This is a genomic window from Ruegeria sp. BHSA163 (assembly GCF_059613365.1).
On record NZ_JBXWSJ010000054.1, the window covers coordinates 11,910 to 29,284 of the forward strand.

17 protein-coding genes are annotated in these 17,375 nt (G+C 52.4%); 8 read left to right on the forward strand and 9 right to left on the reverse strand.

What is annotated here, in order from left to right; genetic code table 11:
* Positions 1-29: 29 nt before the first annotated feature.
* Complete coding sequence (gene guaB / locus AC2FNV_RS19255) at positions 30-1,478, reverse strand: IMP dehydrogenase (RefSeq protein ID WP_170608663.1); 1,449 nt, start codon at positions 1,476-1,478, stop codon at positions 30-32.
* A 218-nt stretch (positions 1,479-1,696) separates the two neighbouring features.
* Between guaB and AC2FNV_RS19260 the strand changes: the two genes are divergently transcribed.
* A complete protein-coding gene (locus AC2FNV_RS19260; RefSeq protein ID WP_170608664.1) occupies positions 1,697-3,739 on the forward strand; it encodes an ASKHA domain-containing protein in 2,043 nt (680 codons plus the stop codon).
* A gap of 26 nt (positions 3,740-3,765) precedes the next feature.
* Positions 3,766-4,617: a class I SAM-dependent methyltransferase gene (locus AC2FNV_RS19265; protein WP_170608665.1), complete on the forward strand. Its 852-nt coding sequence runs from the start codon at positions 3,766-3,768 to the stop codon at positions 4,615-4,617.
* Positions 4,618-4,715: 98 nt separating this feature from the next.
* On the opposite strand, the gene AC2FNV_RS19270 is transcribed toward AC2FNV_RS19265, so the two are convergent.
* Both AC2FNV_RS19270 and AC2FNV_RS19275 read right to left on the reverse strand, forming a co-directional pair.
* A complete protein-coding gene (locus AC2FNV_RS19270; protein ID WP_170608666.1) occupies positions 4,716-5,543 on the reverse strand; it encodes a polyphosphate kinase 2 family protein in 828 nt (275 codons plus the stop codon).
* Between the two features lie 101 nt (positions 5,544-5,644).
* A complete protein-coding gene (locus tag AC2FNV_RS19275) occupies positions 5,645-6,019 on the reverse strand; it encodes a VOC family protein (protein ID WP_170608667.1) in 375 nt (124 codons plus the stop codon).
* Positions 6,020-6,059: 40 nt separating this feature from the next.
* Between AC2FNV_RS19275 and AC2FNV_RS19280 the strand changes: the two genes are divergently transcribed.
* Complete coding sequence (locus AC2FNV_RS19280; RefSeq protein ID WP_496774165.1) at positions 6,060-6,596, forward strand: winged helix-turn-helix transcriptional regulator; 537 nt, start codon at positions 6,060-6,062, stop codon at positions 6,594-6,596.
* A gap of 69 nt (positions 6,597-6,665) precedes the next feature.
* Here the strand turns inward: AC2FNV_RS19280 and AC2FNV_RS19285 are convergent, their stop codons facing one another.
* From AC2FNV_RS19285 to AC2FNV_RS19295, 3 genes are read right to left on the reverse strand one after another with little or no spacing between them, the layout of a single operon-like run.
* The gene (locus AC2FNV_RS19285; protein ID WP_170608669.1) at positions 6,666-7,724 is read right to left on the reverse strand and encodes a methyltetrahydrofolate cobalamin methyltransferase; all 1,059 of its coding nucleotides are present in this window, start codon (positions 7,722-7,724) and stop codon (positions 6,666-6,668) included.
* Positions 7,725-7,733: 9 nt separating this feature from the next.
* Positions 7,734-8,660, reverse strand: coding sequence for a methylenetetrahydrofolate reductase (locus AC2FNV_RS19290; RefSeq protein WP_170608670.1), 927 nt, complete (start codon positions 8,658-8,660; stop codon positions 7,734-7,736).
* 26 nt (positions 8,661-8,686) lie between these two features.
* Positions 8,687-8,983 carry a virulence factor gene (locus tag AC2FNV_RS19295; protein WP_170481950.1) on the reverse strand — a complete coding sequence of 99 codons (297 nt, stop codon included), beginning with the start codon at positions 8,981-8,983 and terminating at the stop codon, positions 8,687-8,689.
* 238 nt (positions 8,984-9,221) lie between these two features.
* On the opposite strand from AC2FNV_RS19295, the gene AC2FNV_RS19300 reads away from it, so the two are divergent.
* The 3 genes from AC2FNV_RS19300 (at position 9,222) to AC2FNV_RS19310 (ending at position 12,273) form a co-directional block, all read left to right on the forward strand.
* A complete protein-coding gene (locus tag AC2FNV_RS19300) occupies positions 9,222-10,334 on the forward strand; it encodes a Ppx/GppA phosphatase family protein (protein WP_170608690.1) in 1,113 nt (370 codons plus the stop codon).
* Between the two features lie 35 nt (positions 10,335-10,369).
* Positions 10,370-11,485 carry an acyltransferase family protein gene (locus tag AC2FNV_RS19305; protein WP_170608671.1) on the forward strand — a complete coding sequence of 372 codons (1,116 nt, stop codon included), beginning with the start codon at positions 10,370-10,372 and terminating at the stop codon, positions 11,483-11,485.
* Between the two features lie 86 nt (positions 11,486-11,571).
* On the forward strand, positions 11,572-12,273 hold the full coding sequence (locus tag AC2FNV_RS19310; RefSeq protein ID WP_170608672.1) for an RlmE family RNA methyltransferase: 702 nt from the start codon (positions 11,572-11,574) through the stop codon (positions 12,271-12,273).
* 1 nt (position 12,274) lies between these two features.
* On the opposite strand, the gene AC2FNV_RS19315 is transcribed toward AC2FNV_RS19310, so the two are convergent.
* The 3 genes from AC2FNV_RS19315 to AC2FNV_RS19325 all read right to left on the reverse strand — a co-directional run bounded on the left by AC2FNV_RS19315 (position 12,275) and on the right by AC2FNV_RS19325 (position 15,351).
* The gene (locus AC2FNV_RS19315; protein WP_170611140.1) at positions 12,275-12,469 is read right to left on the reverse strand and encodes a hypothetical protein; all 195 of its coding nucleotides are present in this window, start codon (positions 12,467-12,469) and stop codon (positions 12,275-12,277) included.
* A gap of 87 nt (positions 12,470-12,556) precedes the next feature.
* Complete coding sequence (locus AC2FNV_RS19320; RefSeq protein ID WP_367648214.1) at positions 12,557-14,485, reverse strand: multiheme c-type cytochrome; 1,929 nt, start codon at positions 14,483-14,485, stop codon at positions 12,557-12,559.
* Positions 14,482-15,351 (reverse strand): YihY/virulence factor BrkB family protein, encoded by an 870-nt coding sequence (locus AC2FNV_RS19325; RefSeq protein WP_170481965.1) that lies wholly within the window; start codon positions 15,349-15,351, stop codon positions 14,482-14,484. The genes AC2FNV_RS19320 and AC2FNV_RS19325 overlap by 4 nt, the downstream gene beginning before the upstream one ends.
* Positions 15,352-15,521: 170 nt before the next feature.
* Here AC2FNV_RS19325 and AC2FNV_RS19330 point away from each other — a divergent pair, with 170 nt between their 5' ends.
* Both AC2FNV_RS19330 and AC2FNV_RS19335 read left to right on the forward strand, forming a co-directional pair.
* Positions 15,522-16,607: an AI-2E family transporter gene (locus tag AC2FNV_RS19330; protein WP_170481967.1), complete on the forward strand. Its 1,086-nt coding sequence runs from the start codon at positions 15,522-15,524 to the stop codon at positions 16,605-16,607.
* A 3-nt stretch (positions 16,608-16,610) separates the two neighbouring features.
* Positions 16,611-17,375: arginase family protein (locus AC2FNV_RS19335; RefSeq protein ID WP_496774171.1), on the forward strand; the 765-nt coding region annotated here is incomplete at its 3' end.

The window sequence follows — 17,375 nt, forward strand, 5'->3', positions numbered from 1 at the left end:
TAGGCAACAGCGCGTGCGCCGCACTAATTTTACATAATCCGGTAATTGGGACTCTCCCGAGTGATTTGCACGTCATGCACATGGCTTTCCTTCAGGCCTGCACCCGTGATTTTGACAAAATTGCAATCACGCCGCATCTCATCAATCGTGGCGCAACCTGTGTAGCCCATGGCAGCGCGCAATCCACCCACGAGCTGATGCACAACCGCGCTAGCGGATCCTTTGTAAGGCACCTGCCCTTCGATCCCTTCGGGCACTAACTTGTCGCTGGCGGCATCCTTTTGGAAATAGCGGTCCGCTGAACCACGCGCCATCGCGCCAAGGCTTCCCATCCCACGATAGGATTTGAATGAGCGACCTTGATATAAGATCACTTCACCGGGGCTTTCATCCGTTCCTGCGATCATCGAACCGACCATCGCACATGATGCGCCAGCGGCGATGGCTTTCGCGAAGTCGCCAGAAAACTTTATGCCGCCGTCTGCAATTACCGGAACATCGCCAGCCGCCGCTGCACAATCCATTATTGCCGTCAATTGCGGAACCCCCACCCCGGCAACCATTCGGGTGGTACAAATCGAACCAGGACCAATACCAACTTTGATGGCATCCGCGCCGGCGTCAATCAAAGCGCGCGTTGCCTCTTGGGTCGCCACGTTGCCCGCGATAATCTGGACCTCGTTCGACAAAGTCTTTACCCGCTTCACGGCATCAATAACGCCCTGAGAATGGCCATGAGCGGTGTCCACAACGATGATATCGACGCCCGAGTCCACAAGCATTTCAGAACGTTCAAAACCGGCGTCGCCGACAGAAGTGGCGGCAGCAACCCGAAGCCGGCCCAGTTGATCCTTGCACGCGGTCGGGTTTAGAACGGCTTGTTCGGTGTCCTTCAAGGTCAACAGACCAGTAAGTTTTCCTTGACCGTCTACAACCAACAGCTTTTCGATCCGACGTGCTCGCATCAGGCTTTTGGCCTCTTCAAGATCAGCAGGTTCCTGAAGCATTGCCAAATTGTCAAAGGTCATCATCGCCTTGATCGGAGTGTCGTCTGAAGTGGCAAAACGCATATCTCGATTTGTGACAATACCGACTACGCGCCCATTATCATCTGTCACAGGAAAACCAGTAAAGTTGTACCGCTCGACCAGAGCCTTGGCATCAGCCAAGGTTTGATCGGCACGTAGAGTCACGGGGTTATAAACTATACCCGACTCGAAACGCTTGACGCGCCGCACTTCGCGGGACTGCTCTTCCGCTGAAAGGTTCTTATGAACAACACCGATGCCGCCAGCCTGCGCCATCGCAATGGCCATGCGGGCTTCGGTCACTGTGTCCATCGCTGAACTCAGCAAAGGGATATTCATCGAGATTTCGCGCGTTACACGCGTAGTCGTATCCGCCGTCGCCGGCAGCACAGAAGATGCGCCCGGAACTAAAAGAACGTCGTCAAAGGTGAGTGCCTCACGAATCTGCATCTGTTAACCCCATGCAAAAGCCCGTTTGGCGGTGACCCTATGGCATGGATTGTGTCGAAGGAAAAGCCCCTGATGCTATGTTGTTGACCCCGTCCAGCTAATGCCGAGGCAGAAAACGACGCAAGCCGCGCAAATCGTGCCGCTGACAGCCCTTTCCCTTTGTGGTTAAAACCATATTTTGCGCGAGACTCGCGCGAATTTGAAAAAGGCAGGCCTGAATGACTACCGATCCACTTGTCGTCTTTACCCCGTCGGGCAAACGCGGACATTTTCCTGTCGGCACGCCGATCCTAACTGCGGCCCGCCAACTTGGGGTGGATTTGGACTCGGTTTGCGGTGGGCGGGGCATTTGCTCAAAATGCCAAATCACGCCGAGCTATGGCGAATTTCCTAAGCATGGCGTGACCGTATCCCAAGACGCTTTGAGTGATTGGAATGCAGTCGAACAACGTTACGATGACAAGCGCGGGTTGAAACCGGGGCGGCGTCTGGGTTGTCAGGCCTCTGTGCAGGGTGATGTCGTGATCGACGTTCCCCCTGAAAGTCAGGTCCATCGTCAGGTGGTTCGCAAAGCTGCCGCCGCACGTGCAATCACAATGGACCCAGCCACGCGATTGTATTTCGTTGTGGTGGAAGAACCGGACATGCACTCGCCTACAGGCGATCTGGAAAGGTTAGAGCGCGCGCTTCGCGAACAATGGCACATCGACGCAGTTACTGCCGACGTGTCACTGCTTTCCAAATTGCAACCGGTATTACGAAAGGGAAAATGGGAGGTCACAGTCGCCGTTCATAAAGATCACAAAGGCTCTGTGGCGCGTATTTTGGAAATTTGGCCCGGGCTACACGAAAACGGCCTTTTCGGGCTGGCCATCGACCTCGGCTCAACGACCATCGCTGCACACCTGACCGATCTTGAAACAGGCGAAGTCAAAGCTTCATCAGGTCTCATGAACCCACAGATCCGCTTTGGCGAAGACCTGATGAGCCGCGTATCTTATGCCATGATGAATCCCGGCGGTGACAAGGAAATGACACGCGCGGTACGGGACGCAATTAATGATCTGACTACATCAATCGCTGATGAAGCTGGAATAGATGCAACATTGATTGTCGAAACGGTGTTTGTCTGCAACCCGGTCATGCATCATCTGCTGCTTGGTCTGGACCCGGTAGAGCTTGGTCAGGCTCCATTTGCGCTTGCCACTTCAGAAAGCATGTCCTTACCCGCGCAGGAAATGGACCTGATCAACATGAATCCGCGTGCTCAGGTTTATATCCTCCCGTGTATCGCTGGACACGTTGGCGCCGACTGCGCCGCTGTGGCCTTATCCGAAGAACCGGGAAAATCCAGTGATCTTGTTTTGATCGTCGACGTCGGCACAAATGCCGAAATTCTTTTGGGTAATACCAGCCGTGTTCTAGCCTGTTCTTCACCCACCGGACCCGCCTTTGAAGGGGCGCAAATCAGCTCTGGTCAGCGGGCCGCGCCAGGAGCCATCGAACGGATTGAGATTGATCCGACAACAAAGGAACCGAGATTTCGGGTCATCGGCTCAGAAAAGTGGTCGGACGAGGAAGGTTTCGAACTTGATATCTCCACCACCGGAATCACCGGCATCTGCGGGTCAGGAATAATTGAAGCGGTTGCAGAGATGCGTATCGCCGGGCTTTTGGACGAAAGCGGGTTGATTGGTTCAGCGGCGCAAACCGGTACGGAAAGATGCGTTCCCGAAGGCCGCACTCACTCCTACCTGATTCACGACGCCAGCGCCGAAGGTGGCCCTAAGATTACAGTGACCCAAGGCGATATTCGAGCCATCCAGCTGGCAAAATCCGCGCTTTATGCCGGTGCGCGTTTGCTCATGGACGAAATGGAGGTCGATAAGGTGGACCGTGTAGTTCTGGCTGGCGCTTTTGGTGCGCACATATCGACCAAACACGCGATGGTACTGGGTATGATACCAGACGCACCTTTGGAAAAGGTCACAAGTGCGGGAAACGCAGCTGGCACTGGGGCGCGGATTGCACTGTGCAACATAGGCTCAAGGGCCGAGATCGAACAGGTCGTACGCGAAATCACCAAGGTCGAAACAGCGATCGAACCGAAGTTTCAAGACCACTTTGTTGCTGCAAATGCAATACCGCATAAGACCGACCCATTTCCGGAACTTGCCCAAGTTGTTACCCTGCCTTCTCCGTCATTTAATACCGGCTCGGATGAGGAAAAGTCTGGCCGCCGGAGGCGCAGGAGGTCATAGTCCACTCACCCAGTGAGGGGAACGATATGCAAATCGCAAACGACGACCAAGCCGAGTTTTGGGGAAAGTCTGACATGGGATCCAGATGGTTGACCTTCGAGGATCAACTGGATCACCTTTTGGCTCCGGTATTGGCACTGGTTCTTGACGAAGCCAACCTGTCGGATGGAATGAAAGTCTTGGACATTGGTTGCGGTACTGGGGCAAGCTCGCTTGCTGCTGCAAACCTAATCGGGCCCTCCGGCGAGGTGCAAGGTTTGGATATCTCCGAACAATTTCTTGAAAGGGCGCGGTCACGGGCAGAACAGATGCCCAACGTCTCATTTAAAGTAGCTGATGCACAGGTTGCTGATCTGTCCGAACTGAATTGTGACGCACTAATCTCCCGCTTTGGGGTAATGTTTTTCTCGGATCCCGTGGCAGCGTTTGCTAACATGGCACAAGGATTGAAACCCGGCGCACGGATAACCTTCGCCGCGTGGGGTAGCCTTTCAGAAAACCCGTGGTTCAAGATACCTCATGTGGCCGCAGTAAAACACCTTGGCCAACCACCCAAAGTCGATCGCAACGCGCCGGGCCCTCTTGCTTTTCATGACAGGGAGCGTGTTGCGAATTTGATGGCCCAAGCAGGATTAACCGACATTCAGGTCCGACCTGTTCCCCTGACTCTAACTGGACCAGATGACTTAAACGAAGCGGCAAAGCTTTGCACACGTGTGGGTCCTGCAGCCCGCGTGATCGCGCATTTCGAGGGCACGGACGACGACGTTAAAATCATACAGAGCAGCGTGGCAAACGCTTTTGCGAGCTATCATTCTGCAAATGGAACACGCGTTCCTGCTGTCATCAACTTGCTTCAGGCCCGACGCGCAGAATAACTGGTGGGTTCGCGTCAGCGGACGCGATGCCTTTTGCCAATCGCAAAGGTTAGACTTCACTTGCAACAGAGTCTGACAAGGCTTCACTGCCTTGAGGCCTATTCGGTCCGTGCACGAAGGCTATCAATTAAATCCTGTTCACCATCCAATGCATGCCCCGCAGCATCGAGCGTTTTGTGGTCCAAAACCTGAGGGCTGAGGTCAACTCCTTCGGAAAACCTTGCTACAATAGCCTTCATTGCTTCGATCCTGGCATACCGTTTGTTATTCCCCGCAATAACTTGCCAAGGAGCAAAGTCCGTCGAGGTTCGCGCCAACATTTCATCCACCGCTGTTTCAGTTTCCGCCCATTTTTCTCTGTTTCGGAAATCCTCGTATGTTAGCTTCCAACGCTTAAGAGGGTTACGCAATCGCTCTGTAAAACGATCCATCTGCTCATCAGCAGAGATATGAAAAAACAACTTCACAATGCGCGTATCGTCAGCAACCAACATGCGCTCGAAATCGTTGATTTCTCGATAGGCATCGCGCCATCTATGTTCAGGTGTCAGCCTCTCTATCCGTTCCACCAAAACGCGGCCGTACCAACTGCGGTCAAATGCAGAAATTGCTCCCTGAGGGGGTAATCGCTCCCAAAACCGTAACAAATAGTGGCGATTCAAGTAATAATTTCGTGGGGCCCCGATTGGCCAGACCTTAAAGCTGCGAGGGTCAAGGGCCTGACTGATCCGCCGGATCGCTCCACCTTTTCCTGCTGCATCCCAGCCTTCCAATACGATCACACCTTTTAGACCATGAAACAAAAAGGCTTGCTGAATTCGCGCCAGCACCGCTTGCAAGTCGATCAGTTGTTCGAAATATTCTTTTTTTCCCAGTCTTTTAGAAAGGTCCGCATCCGACAATCTCGGAGGGCGTGTTTTTTGCATGACAGCCACCGTTTTTTTCGCCGCGCGTTGTTTTAGTGTCCCCTGATTGATCGAGCTTGGCAATAATCGGGGGCGGAACTGCGACAATTTGGGCGAGGCTATCAGCCTTGACTTAGGTCTTGCGCCAGCATCAACGCATTTTCATCGGGATCATAGAAAGTTGCAGTGCTGACCATGCCCTCAATAGTTTCTGTTGCACCATCAAACCGCACGCCTTCTGACTCAAGTGCTCTGCGCGCCGTCGCAATGTCAGCCACGCCAAAGACAGGAACGGAATTACCCGGCGAAGGCACAGACTGTTCCCCCAGCCCCAAGGTTACGCCCGGAGTCTTTGTCTGCATCTCGCTCCAGCCGACTTCATCAATGTGATGGATCAATTCAAATCCAAGTTTAGAGCTATACCATTCCGCGCTCAGGTGTCGGTCACGTACGGAAATCGCGAGCGTTATTGTATTTTCAAGAGAAATAAGCGCCATAGAACTTTCCTTTGTGCTAAAAATAAAGTTACTATACTTTATGGACATAAAAACGCTTGTCAACCTGACTTCCCGAGCCTGGTCACTGAACATTCTGGCTCTTCTGCATTCTGGTGTTCCCGGTCGTCAGGCGCCTTTATTGGAGGCTACGCCAGCTAGCAGAACATCATTTTCAGCGAGCCTTGATCACCTTGTTCAACTCAAACTGATTGAGAGAAACCCCGGTCACGGCCACTCATTGCGACCCGAATTCCGCCTAACCCCAGCTGGAAGAGAAGCTGCAATTGTAGCTCACAGAATTATGGCTGCGGTTCCGGATGACAAAGAGCTCGCATTGCTACGGCGCAACTGGACAGTACCAATATTAGCCCTTGTCAAAAAACCTAAACGCTTTTCGATTCTGAAGTCGGATTTAGCACCTATTACTGACCGGGCACTTTCAAACTCTCTACATCAGCTGGAAGATCGAAATTGGGTCAAGCGCGAGATTGAATTGTCAGCACGAGCGCCCTTCCCCACTTATTGCGCTGCAAACAAAGGTGCCGATATCAATCACGCCATAGCCCTGAGAGGATAAATTACGGAACCGAAAACTTGCAGAACAGAAAAAGGCCGGGACTAAGCCCGGCCTTTTCGGTCTCAAATTTCATCCGGCACGTCGTCGACGGCCACCTCCACGGCGTCCTCCGCCTGCCGCTCCTGCTTCGTCAGGAGATTTGTTGAACCTGATCCACTCGCCACCGTGAGGGTCATTGTTGGTCAGTAGATTGGCTGCGCGGATTGCTTCCATCTCTTTTCCCGCACGGGGCATGGTCGATCCCAGACCAAACAGCTGGCAGAAAGTTTCGTCGTCCATATCAGGTGGCAAAATCACACCTTTGGCTTCGACCTCGGCCTTCATCTCGGCCAGCTTCTTCGGGCCAACAGGCAGTGCAACCGGATTCATAATCGCGGACGTCATGCCAGCTCCCATCGCCATTGGCAGGAATGCATTGTTAATGCCATGGCGGTTGGGCAATCCAAATGAAATGTTGGATGCACCACAAGTGGTGTTCACACCCAGTTCTTCACGCAAACGTCGAACCAATGCAAAAACTTGCAGACCTGCCGTAGCCATTGCACCAATAGGCATAACAAGCGGGTCAACAACGATGTCATGCGCAGGAATTCCAAAGTCGGCAGCGCGTTCAACAATTTTCTTGGCTACATCAAAGCGCACGTTCGGGTCTTCGGATATTCCGGTGTCGTCGTTTGATATTGCTACAACAGGAACGTTGTATTTTTTTACCAGCGGAAGAACCAATTCAAGGCGCTCTTCTTCACCAGTAACTGAGTTCAAGAGTGGGCGGCCCTCAGCTGCCTCAAGGCCAGCTTCCAACGCGCCCGGCACCGAGCTGTCGATGCAGAGCGGAACCTCAACCAAACCCTGCACCAGCTCGACGATCTTGCGCATCAGCGGTGGCTCGGTTTCGTTCGGGTTGGGGTTCGAATTATAAACAACGCCCGCGTTGATATCCAGCACGGTCGCGCCTGCCGCCACCTGAGCCAGCGCGTCTTTCTCAACTGTCGAGAAATCGCCCGCTTCCAGTTCGGCAGCCAATTTCTTTCGGCCAGTTGGGTTGATGCGTTCACCTATGACGCAGAAAGGTTCGTCAAAGCCGATAATGGCTGTTTTTGTCTTAGATTCGACGACTGTACGGGTCATGTCTGGTCCTTAGGAGTTCACGGGCTTCGCAGAAGCGCCGCCATTTTCGATTGCCCAGTTGGCATTTGTCTTGATTCCGCCAAGTGGGAAGAAGTGCACGTTGGTAACGTTAAAGTCTGGATTTGCCGCTTTGTGATTGGCCAACTCAGTCAACACTTCAGTCGGCTCGTAAGGCAGCAACAGTTTGGACACGTCCATAGCGCGTTTTTGCAGGACCTTCAGCGATGGTCCAACTCCGCAGGCAATAGCGAATTTGATAAGCGTCTGCAGCTTGGCTGGGCCCGCGATACCGATGTGGATAGGCAAATCAATGCCCGCCGCCTTAAGGCCCTCTGCCCACTCAATGATTGGCTTGGCATCAAAAGCAAATTGGGTGGCCAGTGCCATTTCTGCGTCCGTCGTTTCGCTGAACTTTTGCTTCCAACGCAACGCGTCGTTCACGTTTGTTGTTGAACCGTCAGGATCAATATCCTTATTGCCTTCTGGGTGACCAGCAACGTGCAAACGCTTGAACCCAGCTTTGTCAAACAAGCCGGTTTCCAGCAACTGCATGGAACTGTCAAAATCGCCGTGCGGCTTGGCAACACCGCCAGCCAACAACAGCGCCTGATCTACGCCCGCTTCGCCCTGGTACATGGATATCCAGTTTTCCAGCGTAGCCGCATCTTTGATGATCCGCGCGGGAAAATGCGGCATCACTGGATACCCTTCGTCGGCGATACGCTTGGCTGTTTTGACCATATCCTCAATCGGGGTACCTTCGATGTGGGCTATATAGACACGGGTCCCGATGGGCAGCAAAGCGCGAAAATCCTCCACCTTTTCAGCAGTACGCGGCATCACTTCAATCGAATAGCCTTGCAAAAAGGCTTCGACGGTCGGGTTCACTGGGGCTTTTTCGGCCACATCACGTTTCTTGAAGTTCAGCAAAGCCATTGCGGCCTCCCATAGCTGTTTCGGGCTCATGCCCAACCGTCATTGGCGATCAGTAACTTGATACGGTCCTGATCATACTCTGTTTCCAAACGCACGGCTTCTGCCTCAGCAATTTCTGACGGGTCGCCTTCGACCTCGAAAGGCTCGGCCTTGCGCCACTCTGCTAGGTAGGCATCGCTGTCCTTGGCGTTCACCTTCATGGCCGCGCGATCGATCGCCTGCTCAAACCGCTCCTCTAACTGCCGCTTGGCGCCTCGTCGACCTTTGCCAACGATGACCTGAGCGGGAATGTCGCGCCAAAAAACAATGGTGACGTCAGGCATTGCCTTTGATTCCTCCTAACCAGATGGACAGTTTCTAGACTTCTATGTGGGCGCAAGTCGGTCGGTTTTCGACACACGGCGCATTTCCAGCGACCTTTTGCCTTCTGAAGATGTTGTAGCTTTAAAGGCCAGAGCGCCGAATCCGAACATCAAAATTCTAATGACCTTAATGAGCGTCTTGCGTGATCGAATTGCGGCACCTATGGTCGGGGTAACTCGAAAATCGGAGGGCGTGACCATGGCGCCCAAGCGTCCCAAAGGTGCGGGCGCGTTCCCGAAGGCGGTCGAAAGCCCCGCGCCGGCAAGGCCCGATCCAGATGCATTGTATGCGGCGCTGGATTTGGGAACAAATAGCTGCCGCATGTTGATAGCCCAGCCCAAGGGCAGCGGGTTCCATGTGGTAGACAGTTTTTCCAAGTCCGTGCAACTGGGCGCGGGTTTGGAACGCACCGGACGATTGTCGCGGGCGTCCATGTCCCGCACCGTTCAGGCATTGCGAATATGCCAACAAAAACTCAAACGGAACAAAGTTCGACGGATGCGCTTGGTTGCGACAGAAGCGTGCCGTCGCGCCAAGAATGCGCGCGATTTCATTCGACAAGTCAAACGTGAAACCGGCCTTACGCTGGAAATCATACAACCCGAAGAAGAGGCGCGTCTTGCCGTCATTTCCTGCGCCCCGCTGGTTTCAACCAAGACCGAGCAGTTGCTTGTTGTGGACATCGGCGGCGGTTCAACCGAATTGGTTTGGATTGACATATCGTCAGTACCGCGCCGGGATCGACCAGCAGCTATTATGCGGCTTCATAACGGTTTTCACTTAGCAGAAAGTCCGTTTCCTGCTGCTAAAGTGGTGGATTGGATCAGTGTCCCACTCGGCGTTGCAACGTTGCGAGACCAATTTAATGACGTTGAGGACGATTCGGCCCGGTTCGCCCTGATGAGTTGGTTTTTCGAAGAAAATCTTGCTGATTTTGCACCCTATAAAGACGAACAAGCACGCGATGGTTTCCAGATCGTAGGTACAAGTGGAACCGTCACAACAGTTGCTGCCTCGCATTTGGGCCTCAAACGATATGACCGGACCAAAGTTGACGGGCTGCGTATGACAAGTGATCAGATAGATAAGGTAATTCGGGGATATCTGGAGCTTGGCCCTCACGGGCGTCGTCGCGATCCCCGAATTGGTGATGATCGCCAAGCGCTGATAATGTCTGGCTCTGCGATACTGCAAGCGCTTCTAAGGTGTTGGCCTACTGATCGTCTTTCCGTTGCGGACCGCGGTTTGCGTGAGGGTCTTCTTTACGCTCAAATGAGCGCGGACGGCGTTTTGGAAGACGGACCGTTCTGAGACTAAGGATTTTGAACGATACTCAGGCGAGCAAAATGACCGATACTGCTGAACTCGGTTCTGATCGACCCATTTCAGGCCAGCCGGATTTTAACGCTTATCAAACAACAAGACGCTTTTCGAATTTGGATGGTCTTCGGTTTATTTGCATTGCGATGGTACTGTGGCACCACGCGAATCCATTCCCTGACAGCCAGACTCACATTTTCGGAAGGGGGTTTCTTGGCGTAGATTTCTTCTTTGTTCTCAGCGGTTTTTTAATCACAACTCTTCTGCTGCGCGAGTCCAAAAGGTACGGAAGGTTTTCGCTACGCAATTTTTACTTGCGAAGAATTATTAGGATTTTTCCGGTTTACTTCTTTGTTGTCACTCTGGTTGGCACATATTATGTCGTGATTAAGGGTCAAACCGGGCTTCTTGGTATTTGGCCGTTCTATTACTTTTTTCTTTCCAACTTTTTGACCGAGCATATTCCACTGCTGGGGATCACCTGGTCTCTTTCCGTTGAAGAACAATATTATATGATCTGGCCTCTGGTGTTGCTGATCTTGCCATTTCGATTATTAGTACCTGTTTGCATCGTCTTTGTTGGTCTGAATGTCGCGATCATCAGCGGTCTTTTTCCATTCGAGCCAATTTCTCTGGGACCTTTGCTGTTCAAGTTACCCAACGCGACCTACGCTCCAATCATTCTTGGTTCACTGTCCGCTGTGGTGCTGCACCGACAAAAGGGCTTTGAAAAATTGTCTGGCTTCGCAGGCGGATATTACGCGTCGGCCATTGGACTGTTGAGCATCGCGGTACTTATGGTGCTGGCCCCTTACGACTTGCGGGGCTGGCCCAATCTTTTGATACACATCGCAATGACTTACACGTTAGTTGCACTAGTCGTTCGTGAAAAAAACATTCTATCTGGAATACTGACATTTCCACCAGTCGCCCGGTTCGGTGTCGTCAGTTACGGAATTTACTTGTATCACCTGATCGCTTTGGATGTCGTTAACCGCATTAGCACAGGCCTTTTCGGCGGTGTGGACCCTTGGGCGCTCTTAATTGTTTACAGTCTTTTATCCTACTTGATCGCCGAAATCAGTTTCCGAACACTCGAAGCGTATTTTACTCGTTTTCGTCCCAAAACCTCCGGTGCTTGAGAGAATAATACCCGTCAGGCGGGTTTATTATGTAAGGGCAAATCGCTATGTGCTTGGCCAAAGACCCGCTTCAAGGAGGTCCTGAAATGGCAAAAAACACTTCGGGTCGCGGTCAACGTGACTTGAAAGCCAAGGTCAAAACCGCGCGTGGACGTAAGCTCAGTTCGACCCGGTGGCTCGAGCGACAATTGAACGACCCCTACGTGAAACGTGCACAGGCCGAAGGCTATCGGGGGCGCGCAGCATTTAAAATTTTAGAATTGGACGAAAAATTCCGATTTCTGGTGCCCGGCGCACGCGTGGTTGATTTAGGTTGTGCGCCAGGTGGCTGGTGTCAGGTTGCGGTAAAGCGGGTCAATGCGCTAGGTGAACGGTCCGGTAAGCGGATTGGAACGGTTTTAGGTATTGACCTGCAAGAGGTGGAACCAATTGCGGGTGCCGAGATTCATCAGCTGGACTTCATGGAGGATGACGCTGACAAAAAGGTAAAGGCATGGCTTGGCGGCAAGGCTGATGTGGTTATGTCGGACATGGCAGCGTCCTCGTCGGGACATAAGCAGACGGATCACTTGCGTATTATGGCGCTTTGCGAAACAGCAGCCTATTTCGCCTTTGACGTCCTTGAAGAAGGCGGTACTTTTGTAGCAAAAGTCTTGGCCGGCGGAGCGGAAGGCGATCTGCAAAAGTTGCTGAAACAGAAATTCACTAAAGTAGCTAACGTTAAGCCACCATCTTCCCGATCAGACAGTTCCGAAAAATTTGTTGTCGCAACCGGGTATCGAGGATGATTCAATCCAAGTGAACCTTGCCTGCGGCGATGCGCTGTTCACGCAATGAAGACGAAGCGATGCCCTGCAGTAACAAAGCCTCTCCGTGATTCAGATCAACGGGTTTCTTCGCGCGCAGCTTCGCTATGCGCTTGTCCAAACTGTCTTTGCGCGGACCCACTGGGGGTTGAGTTTTGGTCGAAAACCTTTTGGGCATGAAACACCGGGGTTACCTAACTGCCGCTAGACACTAAAGGTGAAATTCGCCCGCAAAATGGCACAAATTGGTCTGTGAAGTGCCGATTTACCGCGCGTACTGATTTGCAAGTTGTTTGAGGTTCGGGTCATTTGGCAGAATTTTTAGGGCCTCATCCAGCGTCTGGATCGCGGCCTGTGGTCCGCGATTGATATGAGCCAACTGTACCAACATCGGCCAGGCTTCGGCTCGCTGGGGATCCAATCGGACTACCTCGCGAAACGCGCCTTCAGCTGCCTGCGAATTTCGAAGCGACAACGCCAGCCCCCCAAGAACCAGATGAGTTTCCGGAAAATCCAACCTATTTGACATGGTCTTCTGCCAGTCCGCCATCGACTTTTGTACAACAGCCTGTTGCGCAGGCGACAATGCTCCTGCGGGGATCAACAAGAACTCCTTGGCGGTCGTTAAACGTACGTTGCGCAGCGGATCCGAAAGCAACGGTTCAAGACGTTCAATTCGGTCGGTCAAAGTTGCTTCGCGTTGCAAGGCAACCGCATTTGCCCGTATCAAGGGGTCAGGGTCGGAAAGGCTCTCAGCGGTAGCCGCAGCTATTTCAGCCGATCCGAAAGCTTGCAGCAGATAAAGGGCGGTAGCGCGTACAATCCCTGCGTTTTGAGGGTCGTTTGCTATTTCCAATAGTATTTCGGGGTCCTGTAACTGTCCGGTTGCAGCATCGTCAAACGCGCTACCAAAATGCGGCGCGCGCCGGGTTGATGCCGGATACCATGTTTCGATATTTGCAGCGGCCCAGCGTTGATCTTTATCTTGGTGACAATCTGTGCACGCGTCAGGCCCTAACTCCAGATCGGGGCGTGGAATTCGGAAACTGTGGTCGCGACGCCAATCGTTGCCCATATAGACCCGTTCGATCATGTGACAACTCTTGCATTGCGCCCCATCCGAGCCATCCTCGTGATGGTGGTGTTCGGGTGCATCGTAGGTTTTGCGTATCAGAGAGGGAAATTTCGGATTTCCGGCTGGCGAATGGCATTGTGTACAAATGCCGTTGCCTTCTGCAACGAGGTTCGCACTGTGGGGATTGTGGCAATCCATACAGCCGACACCCTTGTCATACATTCGCGACTGTAGAAACGAGCCGTAAACATATACTTCGTCAAGAATTTGCCCATCCGAGTGATAAAGGCCCGGTCTCAGTACCGCCAGATTATAAGCATCGTGATAAGGTGTACCCGGCAACGGATTTCCGTCCTCCAGGGCCTCGCGTCGCGAATGGCAACCAGCGCATTGCTGAATTTCGGCTTCGGTGTCACCTATTCCCCAATTAATCGGAAACCCAAACTCGCTCAGGCTTTCATTTACAGCCTTACCGTTCGTCCACTCAATGTGCGCTGAGCCTGGTCCATGACACGCCTCGCACCCGACCCCGATTTCGGAGTGAACCGACGCATAGCTTCTGGAGACAGGATCATAGTTTTTTACGAATCCTGTTGCATGACATTCCGCGCAGCGAGTGTTCCAGTTCTTATAAGGCCCCGACCAATGCAATCCATCATCCGGCGGCAGGTCCTGATCGGGATAAAGGTGAAACCAACGACCTGCATCAGTATCCCATACGACATCGAAGCTTTGTAAACGCCCAGGTTCGATCTCAAAAAGATACTGTTGCAAAGGTTCGATACCAACTACGGAATGAACCGAATACTCTGTCGTCATACCGTCTTTTTCAGTCACGGTCGCAACCAGCGCTCCGTCCTTATTGGAAAACAAAACAGACATGCCGTCATCTTCATAACTCGTGTCATTGAAATCTGCTTGAATAGAACCTTCAGAAACCTCAGTCCAAGCCAAGGCATGGTGTGAAGCTTTCCAGCTGTCCGCAATGTCCTGATGGCAGTCTACGCACGCCTCGGAGCCGATATAACTTTGCGCCATAACTGCCTGTGGCAAAGGGCAAAATGAGGCCAGAAATATAACAGCCAACCCCGGAATGCAGCTTGTGCGGGAACCGATCACCCGTTTCCCTCCGAACTTGAGACACTTTCAAGATCAATGAGAGCACCATTGTACTCGGCTCCAAGGATCAACATGGCAGAACACAAATAAAGAAAGATCAAAGCAGCCATGGCCCCCGCCAACCCTGCGTAGGTCGCACTATATGTCGCGAATTGAGCTATGTAGACGGAAAAACCCCAGCCGCCCGCTGCCCACAGCGCGAGGGTTAAAATGACCCCAGGTATTATCTGTGACAGCCTGTGTCGTCGTGTCGGAAGTATCAGATGCGCAAGAATTACAGTGCCCGCAGGAACTGCCACGGTAAAAGTCCAACGCAAACGGTCAACAGACAGCCAGCCGCCCACGTCAAAGGCAGTATTTTCTGAGACAAGTCTTGTGTAAACGGGCAGTACTACTTCGACCGCTGCGATAGCGAGAATTGCGGCACCGCCGATGATGACCAAGGCAAAGCACATTAATCGTGCCTTCCAAAACGGCCAGGTATCCTGATCATGATAGGCTTGCGTCATGGCTTTGCGTACTGCAGCCACACCGTTTGAGGCAAAATATACTGCCAGCAATCCCCCAATCGTAATTACTCCGGATCCTGAGTTTTCTAACACCGCACGTAATTCCCGCACAATTGGATCTGCAACATCACTGGGCCAAGCGCCGAAGATTAATTCGATCAGTTCGTCGGTGACATAGCCCTGCGACAATGCCCCCGCCAAGGCAACAGTGAAAAGCACAAAGGGAAACAGCGCCATCATCAGAGACATGGCAACGTGGCTGCTCATGACAAAACCATCCTTGTTGCCGAACCTCCGCAAAGCTAGGAACAGAGCGCCAACAAAACGGTTTTTTTCAAGAATCGCTATAGGTTTCATTCGTCGACCCTACCCGTCCTTTGCTTCTGGCAGAACCACATTTGCCAATTCGCCAGTTAATTTCCGCGCATAACTGACTGACCGGATTGCACAAAGCCCTGATCCCGTGCAGGATCGCGACAAGTATCGTCGGACCGTGACACCCCGGCGACAATGATCAGGACCAAGGCATGCCGTCCGAACCGCAAAACAAACCTGCCAAACCTCGCCTCAAATTGTCGGCGACGCGCGATATCACGATCGTAGCGACATTGGTCGTCTTGGGACTTTACGCCGGAGCCAAATTCCTGATCCCACTGACCATGGCTCTTTTGGTCAATGTCCTGATTATCGCCCTCAGCGATCGGGTTGTTTCGTTGACCCGGCTGCCAGTTTGGCTTGCAAACATAGCCGGGGTCACCGTGGTTCTAGCCGGTTTGTTTACGATCATGTACGTACTAGGCAGTCAGGCCACGCAATTTGCCAGATCCATAAACACCTACGAAAACCAGTTTGATGGCGCTGTGAATCGTATCACTGGTCTGGTGGGGAATGATGTCACCTCATTTATTCGTGACAACCTGATCAGTATCGACATGTCCTATGTCGCAAGGTTACTGCTGGGCAGCGCAACCTCACTGCTCAATCAGTTTTTCTTGATTAGCCTCTATGTTGCTTTTCTGATGGCAGAGCGGCTGGCATTTCGCAAAAAGATACAACTGGCTGCGGGAAATCCGCAATTGGGGGCCGAATTAGCAACTGTTCTGGACGCTATCTCTTTCAGCTTGCAAAGATATGTGGGTGTAAAGACTTTTATCAGCCTGGTAACCGCTTCGATCAGTTACACGGTCTTTCGGGTTCTTGGCCTAGAATACGCCGAAACATGGGCCGTTTTGACCTTTGCGCTGAATTTCATCCCGTCCATCGGATCGATTATCGCCGTGTTTTTCCCTGCTATGATCGCACTGGTTCAGTTCGAAACTATTGGTCCGTTTCTGATCATCGTTTTGGGATGTGGGACAATTCAGTTTTTAATTGGCAATTTCCTTGATCCCGCAATGTTGGGTCGCTCACTCAACATGTCGACTTTTCTTGTAGTACTGGCCTTGACGTTCTGGACCACCGTCTGGGGCCTTATAGGTGCGTTTCTCAGTGTGCCGCTGACCGTCTGCATACTTATCATCTTCAGCCATATTCCCGCGCTAAGGCCGGTTGCCATTCTGATGTCGCTGGACGGAAGGCTGGGCGACACCGAGCCTGCAACAGACGTGCGATAAGCCATGCAGAACCCTGTCTTTTTAGGGTCCGAAATATATCGCCATTCTACATATGGTTCCAAACATCCTCTGGCGATTCCGCGGGTGTCTACTGTAATTGACATTTGCCGTGCACTTGGTTGGCTAAACTCAGAAAATTACAGGATCAGCCCTTGTGCAAAACCTGACGCTTTGCACGCGTTCCATACGCCAGACTACATTGAGATCCTGCAAACGGCAGAAAAGTCTCAAGTTGTCACTGACACTGAGCGTGAAAAATATGCGCTGGGCACCTTGTCGAATCCGGTGTTTCCAGAAATGTATCGGCGTCCCGCAACGGCGGCAGGCGGATCTATGTTGGGTGCCGAATTGATCCGAGATGGCGGCATCGTGTTCAATCCGGCCGGAGGTACACATCACGGATTACCAAGCCGTGCCAATGGCTTCTGCTACCTAAATGATCCAGTTCTTGCCATTTTGACGTTATTAAGAATGGGCATGGATCGCGTCGTTTATGTCGATATCGACGCGCATCATTGCGATGGTGTTGAATCCGCTTTTCAAGGCTCGGACAAGGTCCGGATGATTTCTGTGCACGAAGCGCGCAGATGGCCGTTTACTGGACTGCTAAACAATCACGCCGGTGGCGCTGCGTGGAACTTGCCGGTGGCAAAGGGCCTAAACGATGACGAATTTAGCGTCATCTTGGACCAATTGATCCTACCAACGACCGAGGCGTTTCGTCCTCAGGCAATTGTTCTCCAGTGCGGCGCAGATGCTGTCGCCGAG

Coding starts and splice junctions, on each gene's coding strand:
- AC2FNV_RS19300 (WP_170608690.1), top strand. CDS start 9,222: ATGGCGCCCAAGCGTCCCAAAGGTGCGGGCGCGTTCCCGAAGGCGGTC.
- AC2FNV_RS19305 (WP_170608671.1), top strand. CDS start 10,370: ATGACCGATACTGCTGAACTCGGTTCTGATCGACCCATTTCAGGCCAG.
- AC2FNV_RS19285 (WP_170608669.1), bottom strand. CDS start 7,724: ATGACCCGTACAGTCGTCGAATCTAAGACAAAAACAGCCATTATCGGC.
- AC2FNV_RS19290 (WP_170608670.1), bottom strand. CDS start 8,660: ATGGCTTTGCTGAACTTCAAGAAACGTGATGTGGCCGAAAAAGCCCCA.
- AC2FNV_RS19275 (WP_170608667.1), bottom strand. CDS start 6,019: ATGGCGCTTATTTCTCTTGAAAATACAATAACGCTCGCGATTTCCGTA.
- AC2FNV_RS19325 (WP_170481965.1), bottom strand. CDS start 15,351: ATGAAACCTATAGCGATTCTTGAAAAAAACCGTTTTGTTGGCGCTCTG.
- AC2FNV_RS19270 (WP_170608666.1), bottom strand. CDS start 5,543: ATGCAAAAAACACGCCCTCCGAGATTGTCGGATGCGGACCTTTCTAAA.
- AC2FNV_RS19310 (WP_170608672.1), top strand. CDS start 11,572: ATGGCAAAAAACACTTCGGGTCGCGGTCAACGTGACTTGAAAGCCAAG.
- AC2FNV_RS19280 (WP_496774165.1), top strand. CDS start 6,060: ATGGACATAAAAACGCTTGTCAACCTGACTTCCCGAGCCTGGTCACTG.
- guaB (WP_170608663.1), bottom strand. CDS start 1,478: ATGCAGATTCGTGAGGCACTCACCTTTGACGACGTTCTTTTAGTTCCG.
- AC2FNV_RS19265 (WP_170608665.1), top strand. CDS start 3,766: ATGCAAATCGCAAACGACGACCAAGCCGAGTTTTGGGGAAAGTCTGAC.
- AC2FNV_RS19315 (WP_170611140.1), bottom strand. CDS start 12,469: ATGCCCAAAAGGTTTTCGACCAAAACTCAACCCCCAGTGGGTCCGCGC.
- AC2FNV_RS19260 (WP_170608664.1), top strand. CDS start 1,697: ATGACTACCGATCCACTTGTCGTCTTTACCCCGTCGGGCAAACGCGGA.
- AC2FNV_RS19330 (WP_170481967.1), top strand. CDS start 15,522: ATGCCGTCCGAACCGCAAAACAAACCTGCCAAACCTCGCCTCAAATTG.
- AC2FNV_RS19295 (WP_170481950.1), bottom strand. CDS start 8,983: ATGCCTGACGTCACCATTGTTTTTTGGCGCGACATTCCCGCTCAGGTC.